The following is an 18,427-nucleotide window of genomic DNA, read 5'->3' as shown; positions in this document are numbered from 1 at the left end:
GTAATTTTGGCGCAAGGTTGATTTTTTGCCACTTTGATAACGTAGCTCATTTGAATAGCGACGATTTGGCTGTATTGAATATCGCAGCAATAGCCGGGTGTCGGATTTTTCGCTCTGCTGAAATCGCATAAAACTTTTGTTTTATGTTTGGCAGCTCACCCACCGGGCGTACATGGAATGCATCACACACATTTTGAGCAATGGCGCTGGGCATAAAAAACAACCCCAAACCAGACTGACCAAACGATTTCATCAACGCACTGTCATCAAACTGCGCCACGATATTGGGGTGAATATTCTGATCGCTTAACCAAAAATCAAACTCTTTACGAATTTCATGTTGCTGTGTCGGCAGTAATAAAGGTGCATTATTAAGCGATATAGGAAAGTTTTTGGCGTACTGTCTGGCAAGTGCGGGGGCCGCTAAAAAGGTAATACTACTTTCTCCCAGCAAATGGTTGTACGCCTTGACACTAAATGCCCCAGTAACAGGCACATCGCTCAACACCAAGTCAACTTTATGAACCGCCAAGTCAGCAAGCATACTGTCAACTGGCCCTTCCAGGCTGGTCAGGCGGATGTCCTGCTCAATATGCATGGCGGGCTCAATAATCTTATGCACTATGGTTTTGGGCAATACACTGGAGGCGCCAACAATAAACTCTGCCGGGCCCACCGCACTGTTACCTTTTAAGACATCACTCAACTCATTACCCAGCTCAAAGATCTCGTCAGCGTAACGCAATACGACTCGGCCGGTATCGGTTAATCGCAGTCCACGGCCCTCTTTTTGCAAAAGCTCATTACCGACGCGCTCTTCGAGCAAAGACAACTGACCGCTGATGGTTTGCGGGGTAATGTTCAGCTTAGCACTGGCCTTGGCAATACTGCCCTCATGCGCAACAGCCCAGAAGTACTTTAAGTGTTTGTAGTTAATGACATCCTGCATGGGGCTTCCTCATAGTCGAAGACACTTCGAATAATCCGAACTGTAGTATATAGAACAAACGATTTCACTTAATTCTTTTCGATTGATACGCTTGATGAGGTAGCACGATCACATTACAGGCGACGTTTAAGCAGATAAACGAACTTTAAATCAATCAATGAGAGTAAATTATGTGGGTAGATGTGTTTTCATCCCATAGTGACGCGACAGAAGCCGAAAACAATCATGTAGATGCACAAATCAGGCTTATGCTTGGCCGCTATGCAGGGCAAATTGACAAAGTCGAAGTTTACCTTTTGACGGATGAAAACCAGTTAGACGACATTCAACAAGTTTACTGTACGATCCGAGTCGGGCTGAGAGGCTATCAGCAGGTTGAAGTGAATGAGGTGGCAGATAAGGCGTCCGATGCAATTAATGCCTGCGCTCACCGGGCTAAACGTTACGTAAAACGCGCATTGAGGCTAGCAACCCGTGCAAGATGAAAAAAGTAAAAAGGCCGTAAGTCTGAGACTTACGGCCTTAATATGGCGGAGAGATAGGGATTTGAACCCTAGATACGCTATTAACGTATGCCGGTTTTCAAGACCGGTGCTTTCAACCACTCAGCCATCTCTCCAAAACAGATTGTATAAACCCGCCAGTGGACCTCACTTGGCAAATTCTTATAAAATTAGTGGCGGAGAGATAGGGATTTGAACCCTAGATACGCTATTAACGTATGCCGGTTTTCAAGACCGGTGCTTTCAACCGCTCAGCCATCTCTCCGCAGCGGGGCGAATATTAGTGAATCCTGACGCCCTTGTGAAGCTTTTTTTTCGCTTTTTTGTTTAATTGGTTAAATTTCACTTTATTTGTACAAACATCGGACACATTGAGAGGTTTTATGGTCAATAATCGGGAGTTTGAGAACTTTTAGCACAGTTTTAGGGTCTACTGATCCAGAAAGGTTTGCCGAGCGATTTAACTCTTGGTAATCTTGGCCTAGAATAATTTTCGGAACATTGTGTTTCTAATAAGGAGCTGATAATGGCGTTCAATCATTCGTACACTGGCCAAAAAGTGGCTATGTCGACGGTCGAAACTAACAAGGTGCTTAAAAACACCTACTTCCTACTGGCAATGACACTGGCATTTAGTGCGATTACTGCTGCCATCTCTATGACTATGGCACTACCGCGCTTCACCGGTCTTGTCTGTTCTTTAATTGCCTTTGGTCTTTTGTTCGTGATCCAGAAAAAAGCGAACTCTAGCTCAGCGATTGGTCTGGTTTTTCTGTTCACAGGTCTAATGGGCTTCGGCTTAGGTCCTATGCTTAGTCACTACGCCGCGATGCCAAATGGCAGCTTACTGATTGCACAAGCACTGGGTTCAACAGCGTTAGTGTTCTTTGGTTTATCTGCTTACGCACTAACAACCAAAAAAGACTTCTCCTTCATGGGCGGCTTCCTGGTTGTAGGTATGCTGGTCGTGATTGTCTCTAGCCTGGTTAACCTGTTTATCGGCAGTTCAGTTGCCTTTATCGCGATTAACGCCGCTGTTGTGCTGTTGATGTCTGGTTTTATCTTATATGACACCAGCCGCATCGTAAACGGTGGTGAAACAAACTACATCCTGGCAACGGTAAGCCTGTACCTGAGCATCTACAACCTGTTCACATCTATCCTTGCGTTGCTCGGCTCAAGTGATGACTAATCTGCTCAGTTTGCTAAAATAAGCCCCATTCGGGGCTTTTTTTATGAGTAACTTTTGAGCCAATACGTACTTTCCCTGCACAGCGATGTCAGTGACCACGACGCATTACAGCAGCTGCTGCGATTCGCCAGTGCTTTACAAGCACAAGATCATCAAATTGAATGTATCTTTCTTTATCAGCAAGCCGTTTTGTTTGCCAGTCAGCATTTCAACCTGGCCAGCGATGAACTTCAGCCAGCTCAGGTGTGGCAATCCCTGCATGACGCAGGTATTGCGCTCAAGCTATGTGTTACAGCGGCAGAAAAGCACGGACTGGACACCACACAGTGTGCTCCTTTTGAAGTTGCAGGGTTGGCGGAATTTGCCATGTTAGCAACCAAAGCAGATAAGTGGGTGCAATTTAAATGAGTGAAAACATTCTGGTGATCAACCACACCGCTCCTTTCGATGGTGCACATATCCGCGAAGGGTTAGACATGGCGCTCATTTTTGCTGCGCTGGATCAGAACATCTCCTGGCTTTTCAAGGGCCCAGCCGTATTAGCCCTAAAACAAGGCAATGATGCATCCACACTGGGAATTAAAAACTACTTTAAACAGCTTAAAACGCTGGAGATTTATGATGTTGAGCAAGTCTATGTATGTGCCGAAGCCATGAAGCGATTTGCACTTACCCCTGACGACCTGAATATCGACGCTCAGCTTCTGTCTGTAGACGAACAGCAAGCATTGCTGTCGCAACAAAGTAAGGTGGTCAGTTTATGAGCCTCCCCACATTACATATTTTTTCTAAGCCGCTGAGTTACTATCATGACGTATTCAGTGCAGGTTTGCTCGCCAAGCAGGATGTGATACTGCTCACAAGAGACGCCTGTTATGATCAGGCAGCATGGCGCGCACTGAGTACTAATCGTACTTGCATGCTGAATGTCTGTGCACTGGCACGCGGTATCAGTGCGCAAAATAATATCGAACCGCTCAGCGACCAGCAGTGGATCACGCTGGTTGAGCAAAGCAATAAAACTATTACGTGGTAACTATGCTCGTTTTTCAAGACAAACAGATCGAAACAGATAAAGAAGGCTACCTGCTAAATCATCAGGACTGGCATAAAGAACTGGCGCCATTGTTGGCGGAGCAAGAGAATATTACGCTCACAGACGCACATTGGGAGGTCGTAAACTTCGTCCGCGACTTTTATGAAGAGTACAATACAAGCCCGGCCATTCGTATGCTGGTTAAGGCCATTGGTCAAAAGCTGGGTGAAGACAAAGGCAAAAGCATCTACTTGTATAAGTTGTTTCCGAAGGGACCTGCAAAGCAAGCCACTAAGATAGCCGGTCTGCCAAAACCGGCTAAATGTATCTAGTTCTTTGTATCGTTATGGCTGTGTGGCATGCCACAGTGCACTGATTTCATCAAGCGTGGCAGGGTCGTCAATGGTCGACGGCACTGTCATCGCTTCACCATCCACCAGCTGACGTAAGTTTTTGCGTAATATCTTTCCGGAACGTGTTTTTGGTAACCGCTCTACAACCAGAATTTGCTTCAGACAGGCAATTGCTCCTATTTTGCCCCGCACAGACTGAACAAGTGCTTCGCGTAACTGTTCCTGGGTAAGATCGGCGCCGTCTTTAAGTACCACCATAGCCACAGGCACCTGGCCTTTTAGCTCATCTTTGGCAGCAAATACGGCACATTCGGCTACAGCGTCATGCGCAGCAACGACCTCTTCCATCTCTCCGGTCGACAAACGGTGACCAGCCACGCTTATTACATCGTCAGTGCGTCCCATAATAAACAGATACCCTTCTTCATCCAGGTAACCCCCGTCACCTGACAAGTAATAACCCGGAAACTCAGATAAGTAACTCTGTTTAAAACGACTACTATTTTGCCAGATGTTACTCAGGCAACCAGGCGGTAAAGGAGTCTTAATTGCAATTAGTCCTTGCTCATTAGCCCCGCAAGGCTCGCCGCTTGCATCCAGAATGCTTAGTTGATACCCCGGTGTAGGCACCGATGAGCTGCCCGCTTTGGTTGGTAAAGGTGACAACCCCATTGGATTGGCGGCAATGGGCCAGCCCGTTTCGGTTTGCCACCAGTGGTCAATCACCGGCAGGCGCGTAACAGATTGTAGCCAGTCATAGGTCGCGGGATCCAGGCGCTCACCCGCAAGAAACAAGGTTTGTAATGAGCGGGTATCATATTGTGCAAACAACTTACCTTCCGGGTCTTCTTTCTTAATGGCACGAAATGCAGTCGGCGCACTGAAGAGCGCATTCACCTGATATTCCTCAACTACCCGCCAAAATGCACCTGCATCCGGAGTTCTGACAGGCTTGCCCTCGTACAACAAAGTTGTACAACCAAACAGAAGTGGTGCATATACAATATATGAGTGGCCCACTACCCAGCCGATATCAGACGCAGCCCAAAATACCTGACCTGGCTTCATACCATATACCGTTTCCATACTATAATGCAGTGCTACTGCGTGTCCTCCCTGCTCGCGCACGACGCCTTTTGGGGTGCCGGTCGTGCCTGAGGTGTACAAAATATAAAGAGGATGAGTTGCACTCAATGGCACTGCATCGGCCTTCGGGGCCGCTGAAACCAGCTTGCTCCAGTCAAGATCGCGCGGCGCAGACATGTGTGCAGGATATTGAGGACGTTGCCAGACAACCGCATGCTCTACTTGATGCTCCGCCAGAGCCAACGCTTCATCCAGCATGGGTTTATATTCAATCACCCTGCCAACTTCAACACCACAGGATGCACTCAGCACCAGCTTAGGTTTTGCATCATCAATGCGCACCGCAAGCTCTTTGGGTGCAAAGCCACCAAACACCACAGAATGAATTGCCCCTATCCGGGCACATGCCAACATGGCTATCACAGCCTGAGGGATCATCGGCATATAGATCACCACCCGATCTCCGGCTACCACACCAAGTTTACCGAGCGCCCCGGCAAATGTACTGACTTCATCCAGCAATTGCGCATAGGTGTAGCTCTGCTTTTGTCCTGTTACTGGTGAATCATAAATCAGTGCGACTTGTTCAGCCCTGCCCTCATTTACCTGATGATCCAGTGCAAGATAACTGGTATTGAGTCTGCCATCTTCATACCAGTGGCTCAGCGACTCTTCGTCGTAGCTGACTCCTATTTTTGGTGAGGTATGCCAGTTGAGGCGGCCAGCCTGATTGAGCCAGAATACCTCTGAATTTTGCTCAAATTGTTCGTATGCCTGTTTATAGGCCTGATATGCAGTTGTTGTCATAATGATTTCCTGTTGGGCCGGGTCCAGCAGGTATGAAACTCTGCCAACTGGTTAATACCCGGTTAACGACCGATACCCTGTTAAACATAGAATTACTGAAATAAAGACAACACTAGACATTGGTCGATGCCAGGAAGAAATTTGATCTGTCGCAAACTTTCGATTAACCAAAAAATTAAAGGCCCTCTGACGAGGGCCTCATTTGACTCGATTTATTCATCAACTGGCCAGGTATATGGGACGGCAGGTACAGACAAGCCTCGGTCAGTAATAGATTCCGCAACTGTCTTAGTTGGGTCGGTTGGTGCCCACAGATCTTGACTGAACGCAAGCGTCGCATCTTCCTGTGCGATATCGCCTAGGACCCCACTGGCATCAATATCAAATACAAAGCTGCCAGTACCGTCATAGCTGCACGAAGCGGTCGGTGCATACTCAATATTAGCTTTACTACCGCTGCCGTCATAGGTTGCGGTTGCAGTGTCGTATTGGAAGAATTGACGCTGTGAGAATGCCTGCATACTGTGATCGTTTCCCGGGCCTGCCCAGTTACAGATAAAGCCCTGGATCAGCCCGTCGGTGTCCTCAATTTTCGACCCGTAGCCAAAGTGCGCTTCGCCATTGTCCAGGCTAGGTGAGTTAAACCCGATATTGAAAATTCGGCTGTTACTGTCGTTGACTCCGGCCTGCCAAACATAGGCATATTGACCTGCCAGTGTGGTTAGGTCAAAATTAGCACCGAATATCGAAAAGTTTTCACTCCAGCCGTCAGGGTTATCGACGTTGTGATACTTGTTGTTCACGTCAACCTGGTTGTCAGAGTTGAACATACCGGTGTTGCTATGCCCACATAGGGTGGCCACTCTGGCCTGTAACGACATGGTATCTCCTGCCCGCTCATAAGCCAATGATCCTGTCCGAGTGCGCTCGTTCTGAGAACAATTTCCCCCAGGGAACTCTATACCGCTCACCCCCTGCTCGCCTTCCACCAGATAAGTCAGGTGACCTGAATAATTCATCAGATCAGCACCTGGTGTATGCGCCATACTTAATGAAATATCATAGTCAGAGCCACTTACCGTGTATGTCAAAGCAACAGTGTATTGCCATTCACTTCCAGAGCGTGTGATAGCTGCACTGCTAAAGGTTACTCCGCTAACCCCTTTGGCATTCATTTCACCGGTCACGTCAATACTACTACCATCTGCAGGTAAGCTCATGCCAGAATCAAGCGCCGCAGAAACCATGCTGGCTAAGGTCATCAGGCTCATTCGCGATTGATCTCTCAGACCACTCAGCAATGCGTTGGTCTGAGCCACTGCACAGGCATTGCCATCAGTGTCACTCTCTAACCACAGCCCTAAGTCGCCACCGGGTAAAGTGCCGGAAGCTGAAGCTGGATCAGTCGCATCAGGATGACCTGTATAAGCGACCTGAGGACCAAAGCATGCTGCATTGGTACTATTGCGATAAAATGACTGAACTTTAAAGACATCCAGCAAAGGCACGGTACCATTGAGTATGCGACCAATCCGCTGTGTCGACCATAAATAAGTGGGAACTGAAGGCCCGTACTCTACCGCAGGCCGAGCGCCAAAACCGCGCTCCACCTCGTTGCTGCTATCACTAAAAGGAGATGAAGCCATTACCTCCCGAGGGAAATATGCGCCACGCGAATCATCCGGTTCATTCTGATCAGCACCATCATCCGAGCCGCTATCGCCAGACCCTGCATCACCCGAGCTATCTCCTTCAGAACCGTTATTACTGTCCCCCGAATCACCATCAGATGAATCATCCGAAGGGGCCTGTTGCTGTTGTTCCTGATCATTGGTATTACCAGGTTCATCGTTGTCTGATGATGAACACCCTGCTAATAATGCCAGTAAAATATAAGGAATATATGTTTTCATAGTTGCATACCTTGTTGTCTAACCCGTTTTAAAGGTAAGCCAAAAAGACCGAGAGCTCAAAAAACAACCAGACCAAAGTGTGAAATTATGTTTTGATCTTTTGAGCTAAAGCTTTGATGTTTCTGCTTTTACACAAAATTAGCAAAAGTATGTATTCTCATTTAGATTTCAGAAAATAGACTAGCGTAGTGATTCCATTACAGTTTGTTGAGTTTTACAGAATAAAAAACTGTAAAAGTAAAAGAACACAAATTGAACAACTTATTACAATTAAAGCGAAGCGTTTTTGGCTTGTACCGCTAATTCGCCAGCCATCAGATCGCCTGATTACACTCGGACTGCTGGATTGCAATATGTATCAGTTCAAATAAATCAGCCATAGGTTTTTCAACCTTGTCATAGTCTTTTTCTTTGAGTAGCCCATCAATTTTCGTTACCGTCTGATAAATATCATGGCAATCGAACATAGCAGATGTGCCTTTAAGTGCATGAATAGAGCGTGCCAGACCATCAAAGTCATGATATTTCAGCTGGTTTTGCAACTGTACAAGCTGTTCATGCAACCCTGCAATGTACTGGGATTTTAGTATGGAGAACTCTTCGTCAGGTAATGCCAGGTCTTCTTCAACTGTAATGTTCAGGTAGTGACTGACCTTCTTGGCAAATTCTGCTCTGTCGATAGGTTTAGCCAGGTGATCAGTAAAGCCAAGTTTCAGGTAACGTTCTACTTCATGACTCATAGTATTTGCCGTTAACGCTATCACTGGCGCTGTGCAACCCGTTGCCTGAATAAAGTTAAATGCCTGTTCACCGTCCATCACCGGCATCTGGATATCCATCAGGATCAAGTCAAATTCGTCATCCAGCACAGCTTGCACGGCAAGCTGGCCATTTTCAACGGCTGTAACACTCAGTCCCATGCGCTCCAGAATACGCGTGATCAGACGACAGTTATCGACATGGTCTTCGGCCAATAAGACCTCGCCTTTTAATGACTCAGTTTCATAACTCTCCGACTCTGTGCCGGGCTCCTCAGATTGATGAATTTCCGAAAACGTATTTAACCACTTGGTACGTTGCGTAGTATACAAGCCCACTGATAATGTAAAAGCAGTCCCTGAGCCGACTTCACTCTCAACGGTAATATCACCATCAAGTTTCTGCGCCAGACTCTTCGAAATATTTAGTCCTAGGCCAGTACCACCGTATTTTCTGGTCGTTGACGAGTCAGCCTGATGAAAGGCGTTAAACAACTCTTTCTGCTCCGCAGAAGTCATCCCAATCCCCGTGTCCTGAACCCGCACAGACAAAATATCCTGTGTACAACTCACATCGATAGAAATTTTGCCTACCGAGGTAAACTTAAGTGCATTGGACGTCAGGTTAAGCAATATTTGTCGCAGCCGAGTCGGGTCAATCACGATATAATCCGGCAATGGAAAATGATAGTTCAACTCAAACTCCAACCCTTTGTCTCTGATCTGTTTACCCAGCAGTGATTCAACATGCGTAATGGATTGGAACAGGTTCGCTTCAATGAGTTCTACTTCCAACCGGTTAGCCTCAATTTTAGACATATCCAGAATATCGTTGATCAAACCCAGAACATGACGTGAGTTTTGCAGGATCACCGAGATCGCATGATTACGCTCATGAGGTTTGATATCACCTAACATGATGCCATCTGCGTACCCTATAATAGACGTCATCGGAGTACGAATTTCATGACTCATATTGGCCAGAAAACGGCTTTTTGCTTCGCTGGCATCGCGTAGTTCAGTCGCAAGCTGCTCCAATTCATAAGTTCGCTTTAGGACTTTTGCTTCTAGATTCTTATTGAGCTCTATGTTTTCTTCATTCGTCAGACGGTACTTATCTGCCACTGCAAATGCCAGCAATAAGGCATCCAGGGCAGTGCCTATCAAACCAATTAAATATAAGTTGATAGCAATAGGAGGGAGTAATCCCAGGTTAGTGAAGTTCCCAACCATGTTTGGTATGGCCATACACACATAAGCCAAAACAAAATAGCGCGCCGGTTTAAAACCTTCCATCAGCCGCAATATGCCAACGTAAAGCCCCATACACAAAGCCGACCCCGTAGCTAACGTTGCCCACAAAAAACCGAACCCAGGAAACAGAATACAAAATGGTGCGCCGATCGCGCCGATCGCACCAACCCAAAGCGATGCCGTCGACAAGGCAGGGTGTTTTTCCTTCAGCTTAAGCAGTTGATTATAAAATAAAACGTTGGTTATCGGCGTCAGGGCAAAACCTAGCCAATGTAAATGGGCTGAATAAAAGCCAAAGAGTTGATCTGAGATGTGAAAGAAATGACTCCAGGCGAATACCCAGGTTGCAGCAAACATCGCGTAATAAAGATGCGTCATGTCCTTTGAGCCAATGTAGATCAGTAAATTGTACAGCCCAAGCACAATACCAACACTAAAACACAGGGACATCAAAAGGTTGTCCATGGTAACCTGGCGCTCAAATTCCTTTACGGGGATAAGCTCCAACTTAATTGGCGTATAAAAATAGTCACTTTCAAATAGAGTGACTATGAAATACCTCTGGTTAGGCAGCAGGTGTATTTTATTACCATAGTGAAACGGGTACTCATTAGCATGCATACCACCGGTAAAAAACCGCTCAACACCCGTCTCGGAATAGATTCGCGTCTCAACATTGGATAACACGGTATTATAAGGGTAAAGCACCAGATCCTGATACCTGGAATGGTTTTCAATTTCTGTTACCAACCAGTACCGGCCAGAAAACAGCGCACGTTGCGTCTGTTCCGCTTGTGCAGTTGACCACTGTGCTACCTGAGCAAAACTATCCGGGAACCGTGCGTTATTTTCTGCTGACAACACTAAGCCTTTGTCATGCAAGTTATGCCCGCGCTGCGTTCCATCAAACACGTAAACGTTTGCGCTGGCGACACTAGTGCACAGGCACAGTAACAATGTAGCTAATAGCCTAAAACTACCCATTTCGGACCTTAACTTTGATAATTCAGGGCAAAAGCCCGGCTAAAACCGATATGAAAAGTCAACCCCAAGACGTCTCCCCTCTCCTTTAAAGTCTTCCAACATACCCAGAAATGCACTTAGATCGAATTTTAAATGGCTATATTCTTTATCAAATAGGTTCTTTCCCCAAACACTTACTCGCCAGTCACCCCGTTCAAAGTGCACACTCCCTCGCCATAAAGTATATCCTGATTGCATTGCATAGGCGTTTTGATTTTGGTCGAAGTAATATTCTGATTGATAGTCAAACCCAACTGTTGAAACTAACTCTCCTTGCCAAAGTGGTAAAGAATGAGTGAGATCCGCATTAATGTTCCACTCTGGGGTAAAGGGTAAACGATTGTCTGTTAATACATTGCCAACTGGGTCGATGAATTGATCAAAGTTCGCTTCGGGCACATAACCCGCGGCACTTCTGAACTTAAGAGACTCGCTCATTTTATATTGTACAGCTAACTCTGCGCCATATATTGTAGAACTACCAACATTCTCAAGAAGTTGTAATGGCGGAGCACCAGGCACAGTGGATGCCTGATTCATAAACACCTGCTGGTCACTATAATCATAGAAGAACAACGCGCCGTTGAGCGACAGGTTATCGGCATTGTTGTACTTTACCCCCACTTCATGGGCATATAACTCTTCGGGACCATAATCTGCCAGGCGAGCTTGCTCTTCCGTCGCTAGTAAGCCGCCATTGTAGCCGCCACTTTTAGTCCCATTGGCAAAGCTATAATAGAGCATTAATGGAGCTGAAAGCTGATAATTCCAGGCCAGGCGGCCAGACAGTCCGTCATCCTCCACCTTTCCATTTACTCGATAGTAAGGAATGGTCACACCATCAAGTTGTGCCACATCTAATACAGTATTCAGCCGCGAAACAGAGTCATAATCGACAGTCTCATCGCTGTAGCGAAGACCCACGGTAAGTCGATGTGCGTCGTTAAGTTGCCACTCATACTGAGCAAACACGGCTGCCGACTTTACAATAATTTCATTGTCGTAGAAAAAAGTATTCGTCAGGGTGGTGTCTAACAAACCACGCATGTCTCGTAATATGTCGTTAAAATTGTCTTGGTATATACGCTCTTCAATATGGAATAAGCCTAGGGTCAGGTGGTCTCTGTCTATGGTTTGACTGTACCTTAACTCGTTAGAGAGAATTTCATTTTTAAGACCGAGCTCCCCTTCACATAATCTAGCTGGGCTACCATCACAGTTGAAGGCATGGCGCCTGTCGAGGCGGTTAAAGCCATTTATATAGGTCAACTGTTGGCTGTCAGATAGCTGCCAGTCTCCCTGTACTGTCCAGCCTTTATAAATTGACAGGTGTGGGGAATCATTATTCACGCTAACAGCCCAGTAATCCGAGCTACCATCATTAAAACCAAACGCATCGTAACATCCCTCGCCTCCCGCTTCACTCGGGGTACAACGAACTCCATTGGCAGGATCTTTGTAAATACCTATACTGCCAACTGGCTGGACAATGCCATCCCAGTGACCATATTCGAGCTTTGCATACAGTGAAAAAGCATCCCACTCAGCTAAGTAACTGAAACGGACGTCCTGCTGTTTTAGACCCGCTTCCACAGAGGGCTCAAACAAGTTATAGCTTGTATATTCATAATCGGTGTGGTTAAAGGAAAGTCGTAGCGCACTTTGGTCATTCACCCGCGCATTATACGCCCCCTGGACCCGACGCCACTCGTCAGTGCCAACGCCTGCTTTAATAAAACCGTAATTGCCGTCATCTGGCCGTTTGGTCCTGACAAGTAACGCACCACCAGTACTATTACGGCCGAACAAGGTACCCTGAGGTCCTTTTAACACTTCAATTTGCTCAACATCAAACAAGTTAGCAATCTGATTGTTTGCAGAACCGACTGGCCTACCATCAATGTACATAGCAATGGGTGATGTATTAGCCGTGTTATAATCTATTAACCCTACGCCTCGAATATTCAATGCAGGAGGAGTGCCTTCTGCTGCGTTCTGGCTGACCTTAAAATTGGCTACGTACCCCCCTAACTCACTGATATCTTTAATGCCCTGCTGGGTCATATTGTCACCATTGAGTGTGGCAATTGAGATGCTCACTTCCTCAAGGGTTTGCTTACGTTTTTGCGCATATACCTCGATGACTTCCATACTATCACTGTTTGCAAAAACACATACGGGAGAGAGAAAAACTGAAATTATTGATATTGAAATCGCTGAGAGTTTAAACATATCCGTGCTCTTTTTCTGCTTCACGCTTGTGCTTGTTTGAGTATAGTCCAAATGCAAAGACCTCCAACAAAATTGGAGGTCTTTTGTATATTCTATCAGTAGTTAGCTAACTCAGTTATCTGATCAACTATCTGACCTGTTAGCTGAGCCGCTTAATCAGGCTTAAACCCATCCTCACCACTGATGCTTTCCGGCAACCCACAAATTGCACGTGAAGTTTGCATACCAGCCATTACCGCAGCTTCTACACACCCAGCATTTACGCCTGTACTGATCCAATCGCCTGTCAGGTACAAGTTTCTAAACACTGTGCCGTCCGTTGGTAATCTGTACTGGCTACTATCGACAACCGACAACACGTAGCGCTCACTGGGGTCAACATTCACACGCCAGTACTGGCTGTCAAATCGCTCTTCACCTTGCGCAATGCTATCGTCATAAAGTGTATTCCAATTGTACTGCCCTGCAGCATTGTAGGCATTGGGCCACAGCGGTTTCATTTCAGTCGCCAGTTTATTAATCGCATTGGCTTTAACTTTTGCCTTTTGCTCATCAGGGAAACCATGGTCATGGCTAGGCGGATATTCTGCGCAGCAAAATGCACTACAAAAGTAAGCGATATTTTTCGGGCCATTTGCCGGCCAGTCTTCACGTGGTAACAAGAAAGACATAGCAGCCCAAGTATCAAATGGTTGTGAAAAGCCACTTAGAATAGGACGCTCTTCACTGGGTGGAGTGTAGTCAAACCCGAGCTGCTCATCGGTTTGATTTAACCAAACCTGAAACGCTTGAGTTGCCACCGTTTTGACTTCGCTGCTTTGTAACCTGAGCCCATCATCCAAGGCCAATAGTTGAGGGCACAAGTGCTCCAGGCCGCCCACAGAGATGCCAAAAATCACTTTATCGAAATCACGCCCTCGTTTCAGCGATAGTCGTGGTAAGGGTTTTCCAAATTCAGCTTCATAAAGAGACGGCCAATTACCCCAGAATGACTCCAGATTGACATTGTGTTGCTGCAATAGTGCGGCCTGCGCGTCGATTATCTGATCATAGTTAGGCCGGTCGGGCCAACATGGTAGCCCTTTGACATCTACAAACGGGTCATAATGACCATTTTTCAGCTCAACCTGCCGCGTCATTGTGATTTCATCAACCACATATTCACCATCCTGCAATGCCGGGATCAGCTCATCCACTTGGTGGAAATACTCAAATTTCACGCCTCGCTTGGAGAGTAATTCATAGATAGGTGAAAAGATGATGTCGCCCATGCCCGCTTGCATTTTCCACATCACTCCACCGCGATAGCACAGCATCAAACGCAGCATCGCCAAAGACGCAACACCAGCTTCTACATTACCCTTGTCAAAATCACCATCCTCATAGCCAAAAACCAGATCGTAAAACCCTCTCACAGGAGCTGATTCAACCACATACACTTCATCTGCGCCGTTACGCTTCAACCAGGCTTTAAAGTCATATTTATTTATTGCTTCAAAACCATCTGAATGGACATGATCCCTAAGCAGACCTATCAACATCGCGATAGCCAGGTCAGCGCAAATGTATAAACGCCTGATCACAGGATGGTCGTCCAGTAAATCTCGAGCTTCTGCTCTGAGCCAGCGTTTGAGCTTACGAACAATATACCAGGTCACCAATCGGTCTCGGCTGTTTGACAAGTTCTTATCTGCAGCCCGTAAGTTGAGTAACTCATGCAGCTGGGTGATCAACAATCTGGGAGTAGACCAAATTTCCTTTGCCTCATCTTGAGCGCTGTCAAAAAAGTCAGACACTTTGTCTTCCAAACTGTCAAATGCCCCAGTAATCTCGCTCGCAAGGTGTTGCAGCAAACCACGGTCACGGCGCTTTCGAGTTTGTAAGCGGATTTCCCGGTGCGCAGCCTCAACCTCGTCTTCCAGGCCATCAATCCATTTGTGTAACCAGGCAATAGTCATCTGGATCAACTGCCAAAAGTGCAAATCCAACGTACCATCCGCAGGGTTACCCGGTACCAATGGAAAATCAATCGGCCAGGTTTCCCACTCATTGTCTATATATTCCTGCAACACGACAAAGCTGTGTGGTTTTAATGCCTGCTGCCAGGTTGCAATCGGTACTGAACTGGGCCTGCTCAAATTGTTGTAAACCGTTTCAATGGCCCGAAATGAGTTCACATACGCACCAAACCAAACATGCAAGCCATGCTCTTCAATGCGCTCGTGTACATCCGGGTTACGCCCACTTGCCCCTTTTCCCCCCAACCGCCAGCCAAGCTGGTATACTGTAATGTCGTATTCTTCCTGCCAATTTTCTTTTTCAGTTAAGTAAACTGCGGCGGTCATGGCCGACACTCCACCACCCAAGATTGCTATTTTTTCTTTACTCATTACGTCCACCTATCCCAAATCGGCCTTAACAATCTCGTGTGCGCCATCCTGATCAAAGTCCATACATAAGTAATAAGGCAGCTTGGCAAATTGCTCCCCGACTGGGATCCCAAACATCTCTTCAAGTGGGAATGCATCAACCTGGTTAAAAGTGACTTTGTATTCGTCTTTCAAAAAGCCCAGCTTGTGTAGCTTTTTAACCTCAGAGGGTGAGTGAACAACGGCACTATACACACTGTTTGTGGCAAACCCATCGGGAAACTGTTTGAAGAAAATTTGATCTAGCATGGGATTTGTAAAACCGGTGAGTAATTGCTTGATAAACTCACTACTAATATCTATTTCACTGGCGCTTTCGTGCAGCAGCTCAGCAACTTCCTTACTGATTTCGACCGCCTCCTCAAACCAGGTGTCATCATCAGCGACACGGTCGATGGACAACAGCTCGTACCAAGCCATTTTTTTATTCGGATCATAAGGCTGAAATGTTTCCAGGCTCAGCGAGAAATGGTCAGCATGACGTCGATCCGCTGGCATTTCGTAACGACACAAATATTTATTATACCCCCAGGTCTCGCGGCCATTGATGAGCGCATTTATGTTATTGACTGTGATGAATGCCGGATACCAGTACAGGTGAGTCATGCGACTGGTATTTTTGCATACCTCAGCAACAGGTACCCAAATAATAATGTCTGTTTCCTGCATATAGCCATAATTGCTATACGGCGGTACCTTGGAAGCAATATTTTCAATATCTGTGAACGTTAGCAGGCAGTGTGAAGAAATGGCTTTATAAGTATTGGTTTCGTTAGGAACGGAGTTCAACGTGGCGTCGAAAAAGACTTGTATTTTTTCAATTTTTCCCTTCACAAAAAATCCGTACATCATTGCGTTGAGCATTCTGCAGGGAGGTTTAGCAATTGGATTGCCAAGAAAATGTCGATAAGGGACTGTTAGTTTTTCAGACATAGAAAACTCCTTCTATTGCGGTGGTGACATGCGGCGACTAAAACACAGCGATACCAAATCAGTTTGCTATCACTGCTCCTTTACATTATCAGCAACCACCACTTCACAACGCTAGGCTGTACTTCCATGACTGATAACCGGGGTCTGTTAGGTGTCCGCAAAGGTTAAGATGACACTAAGTTTAGTTCATCTTTTATGCGCCGATAGTTAAATTTGATTTTTGCTAGTTGCGCTACTTCCTCCTGACATCTCGCCAGGTAATGACCAAAAGCATCACTGTTGTAATGGCTCGACAAGCAATTCATAAATCCGTGATCATATCGTGTACGAAAACATTCGATATTCGGCTGTTGTTGCAAAATTTCCATTATTGGCACAATGTCGAAATGATTTTCCTGATAGGGAAAGAAAATATCAACTCGACAGCCGGGATTAAGATGTAGGTAGTTGCGGATCTGCCCAGGATAAAAAGCAATGAGTTTAACGGAGCTCTTAAGTGCAATCGCTGATAATGCACGCCAGGCTGCGACAGCCCCAGCGCTGAAAGCAATGATTAGATCGGGTTGATATGCAAGGATGTCATCCAACACCTGCCGCATATATTTATCATGCCCGACTTCATCAACAAAGCTCTGATACACTTGATTTTCAGGGAGGTTTACTTTGGCCTCGAACTGACCGTAGGGCGAGCTAATTTTGTAATCCGTCTCAAGATTTTGTGCAAAATCTTCAAGATAATCACTATGACCGAAAATGTCACCAACGATGAGCGTAACCATAATTTTTTCTCTTATTTCCGGTTAAATTATTATTGTTACGCCAACCCCTCATTATATCTGAAAAATGCACCGATTGCAGCGTAACTGAGTCTGACTTTCCATGTTCTTTAATTAGCACAAAACTTTAGAGGAGCCTCTTAAAATGTAGCAAAACTTTGCAACTTGTAAAAATAATTTAAAAACAAATATTGTTAAACACCCTTTTAGAGAATCGGCTTGTATGGCCATTTCTCCGTTTGTGATCACCTCTGCTACACTGACTAGTCAGGCAACACTGTAGGAGTATTGCGTGAAAGTTTATTTACTGCTGTTAACATGTTTTACTCTACTTTGTCATGCACGCACCGATTTCGAGACCGTATCTTGGATCACCACAGATTTCCCGCCCTACTACATCTATTCAGATCGAGACGAAGGCGAAGGCCGGGATGAACAACTGATTACGCTATTACATACTTTGATTGGTAATCTGGTACATCAACGCCAGGGATTTCCCGCAAGCCGCGCTATTTATGAGCTTAGCCACAGTAACTCTGGTTACTGTATGATCTCTTTGTACAAAACCAAGAGCCGGAAAAAGTACATCACCTATACAAAGCACTACTCAACACTGGGTTTGGCTCCTGGCTTAGCGCTTCGCAAGGAAACAGCACGTGTACTGGGTCTAAACATCAAAGGGGATGTATCCCTGGTCGACCTGGTCGTTAAGCATGGGCTTACCCTGGGTGTTGCACAAAGCCGCTCATATGGACAAGTACTGGACCAACTTATAGCTCGATTGCCACCCGACCAGATTGTTGTCAGACCGGGATGGGATACACTGCAAAGCCTGACAAACATGTTGCTAAAAAAGCGCGTTGATTTGGTACTGGGCTACCCAAGCGAACACTACTATCTGAGTAAGCGTCTTGGTACAGATAACCTGACTCAGGTGTCCCTGTCTGGCGTGCCGCTTCTCGCCAAAGGCTATATTGGGTGTACAAACAATGCTGCTGGTAGAAAATTGGTTCAGCTATTTGACAAAGAGCTCACCAGGTTAGTCAAAAAGGATGATTACAAAAACATTATGTTAAAATGGCTGCCGGATCATTTAAAGAGCAAACTGAATAGACACCTCATCACTGAGACAAATAAACTCAGTAATGAGGTGTACATCGGAGAAGACCGAAACTAAAACGCC

The 18,427-nt window shown here is 45.9% G+C and carries 15 protein-coding genes and 2 tRNA genes; 7 read left to right on the top strand and 10 right to left on the bottom strand.

All coding sequences use genetic code 11. The annotated features are described in order from the left end of the window. Nucleotides 1-46 precede the first annotated feature (46 nt). A complete protein-coding gene (gene nhaR / locus ELR70_RS13565) occupies nt 47-949 on the bottom strand; it encodes a transcriptional activator NhaR (RefSeq protein ID WP_054017136.1) in 903 nt (300 codons plus the stop codon). A gap of 170 nt (nt 950-1,119) precedes the next feature. On the opposite strand from nhaR, the gene ELR70_RS13560 reads away from it, so the two are divergent. Continuing rightward, nucleotides 1,120-1,434: a hypothetical protein gene (locus ELR70_RS13560; protein WP_054017135.1), complete on the top strand. Its 315-nt coding sequence runs from the start codon at nt 1,120-1,122 to the stop codon at nt 1,432-1,434. A gap of 43 nt (nt 1,435-1,477) precedes the next feature. Here ELR70_RS13560 and ELR70_RS13555 read toward each other — a convergent pair. After that, a tRNA-Ser gene (locus tag ELR70_RS13555) sits at nt 1,478-1,568 on the bottom strand. 58 nt (nt 1,569-1,626) lie between these two features. Further along, nucleotides 1,627-1,717, bottom strand: a tRNA-Ser gene (locus tag ELR70_RS13550). Between the two features lie 261 nt (nt 1,718-1,978). Here ELR70_RS13550 and ELR70_RS13545 point away from each other — a divergent pair. The 5 genes from ELR70_RS13545 to ELR70_RS13525 are packed head-to-tail and all read left to right on the top strand — an operon-like array spanning nt 1,979 to nt 4,012. After that, entirely contained in the window at nt 1,979-2,644 is a 666-nt protein-coding gene (locus tag ELR70_RS13545) for a Bax inhibitor-1/YccA family protein (RefSeq protein WP_054017134.1), read from the top strand. A 54-nt stretch (nt 2,645-2,698) separates the two neighbouring features. Beyond that, on the top strand, nt 2,699-3,052 hold the full coding sequence (locus ELR70_RS13540) for a DsrE family protein (protein WP_054017133.1): 354 nt from the start codon (nt 2,699-2,701) through the stop codon (nt 3,050-3,052). Beyond that, nucleotides 3,049-3,408 (top strand): sulfurtransferase complex subunit TusC, encoded by a 360-nt coding sequence (gene tusC / locus ELR70_RS13535; protein WP_054017132.1) that lies wholly within the window; start codon nt 3,049-3,051, stop codon nt 3,406-3,408. Before ELR70_RS13540 ends, tusC begins: the two co-directional genes overlap by 4 nt. Beyond that, entirely contained in the window at nt 3,405-3,680 is a 276-nt protein-coding gene (locus ELR70_RS13530) for a hypothetical protein (RefSeq protein ID WP_054017131.1), read from the top strand. The genes tusC and ELR70_RS13530 overlap by 4 nt, the downstream gene beginning before the upstream one ends. 2 nt (nt 3,681-3,682) lie before the next feature. Then, entirely contained in the window at nt 3,683-4,012 is a 330-nt protein-coding gene (locus tag ELR70_RS13525) for a TusE/DsrC/DsvC family sulfur relay protein (RefSeq protein WP_010386021.1), read from the top strand. A gap of 12 nt (nt 4,013-4,024) precedes the next feature. On the opposite strand, the gene ELR70_RS13520 is transcribed toward ELR70_RS13525, so the two are convergent. From ELR70_RS13520 to ELR70_RS13490, 7 genes are all read right to left on the bottom strand, one after another. Beyond that, a complete protein-coding gene (locus ELR70_RS13520) occupies nt 4,025-5,926 on the bottom strand; it encodes a propionyl-CoA synthetase (RefSeq protein ID WP_054017130.1) in 1,902 nt (633 codons plus the stop codon). Between the two features lie 212 nt (nt 5,927-6,138). Then, nucleotides 6,139-7,839, bottom strand: a complete 1,701-nt coding sequence (locus ELR70_RS13515; RefSeq protein WP_054017129.1) for a hypothetical protein — start codon at nt 7,837-7,839, stop codon at nt 6,139-6,141. Between the two features lie 314 nt (nt 7,840-8,153). Then, nucleotides 8,154-10,835, bottom strand: coding sequence for an ATP-binding protein (locus tag ELR70_RS13510; RefSeq protein ID WP_054017128.1), 2,682 nt, complete (start codon nt 10,833-10,835; stop codon nt 8,154-8,156). A gap of 39 nt (nt 10,836-10,874) precedes the next feature. Continuing rightward, nucleotides 10,875-13,025, bottom strand: coding sequence for a TonB-dependent receptor (locus ELR70_RS13505; RefSeq protein ID WP_235577142.1), 2,151 nt, complete (start codon nt 13,023-13,025; stop codon nt 10,875-10,877). Nucleotides 13,026-13,258: 233 nt separating this feature from the next. Further along, entirely contained in the window at nt 13,259-15,496 is a 2,238-nt protein-coding gene (locus ELR70_RS13500) for an NAD(P)-binding protein (protein ID WP_054017126.1), read from the bottom strand. A gap of 9 nt (nt 15,497-15,505) precedes the next feature. Continuing rightward, nucleotides 15,506-16,468, bottom strand: a complete 963-nt coding sequence (locus tag ELR70_RS13495; RefSeq protein WP_054017125.1) for an acetoacetate decarboxylase — start codon at nt 16,466-16,468, stop codon at nt 15,506-15,508. Between the two features lie 164 nt (nt 16,469-16,632). Continuing rightward, nucleotides 16,633-17,247, bottom strand: coding sequence for a hypothetical protein (locus ELR70_RS13490; RefSeq protein ID WP_054017124.1), 615 nt, complete (start codon nt 17,245-17,247; stop codon nt 16,633-16,635). A 289-nt stretch (nt 17,248-17,536) separates the two neighbouring features. Here ELR70_RS13490 and ELR70_RS13485 point away from each other — a divergent pair, with 289 nt between their 5' ends. Further along, on the top strand, nt 17,537-18,421 hold the full coding sequence (locus ELR70_RS13485; protein WP_054017123.1) for a transporter substrate-binding domain-containing protein: 885 nt from the start codon (nt 17,537-17,539) through the stop codon (nt 18,419-18,421). The last annotated feature ends 6 nt before the right edge of the window (nt 18,422-18,427 follow it).

Source organism: Pseudoalteromonas sp. R3 (genome assembly GCF_004014715.1).
Taxonomy (GTDB): domain Bacteria; phylum Pseudomonadota; class Gammaproteobacteria; order Enterobacterales; family Alteromonadaceae; genus Pseudoalteromonas.
This window is presented reverse-complemented; position numbering and strand designations above follow the sequence as displayed.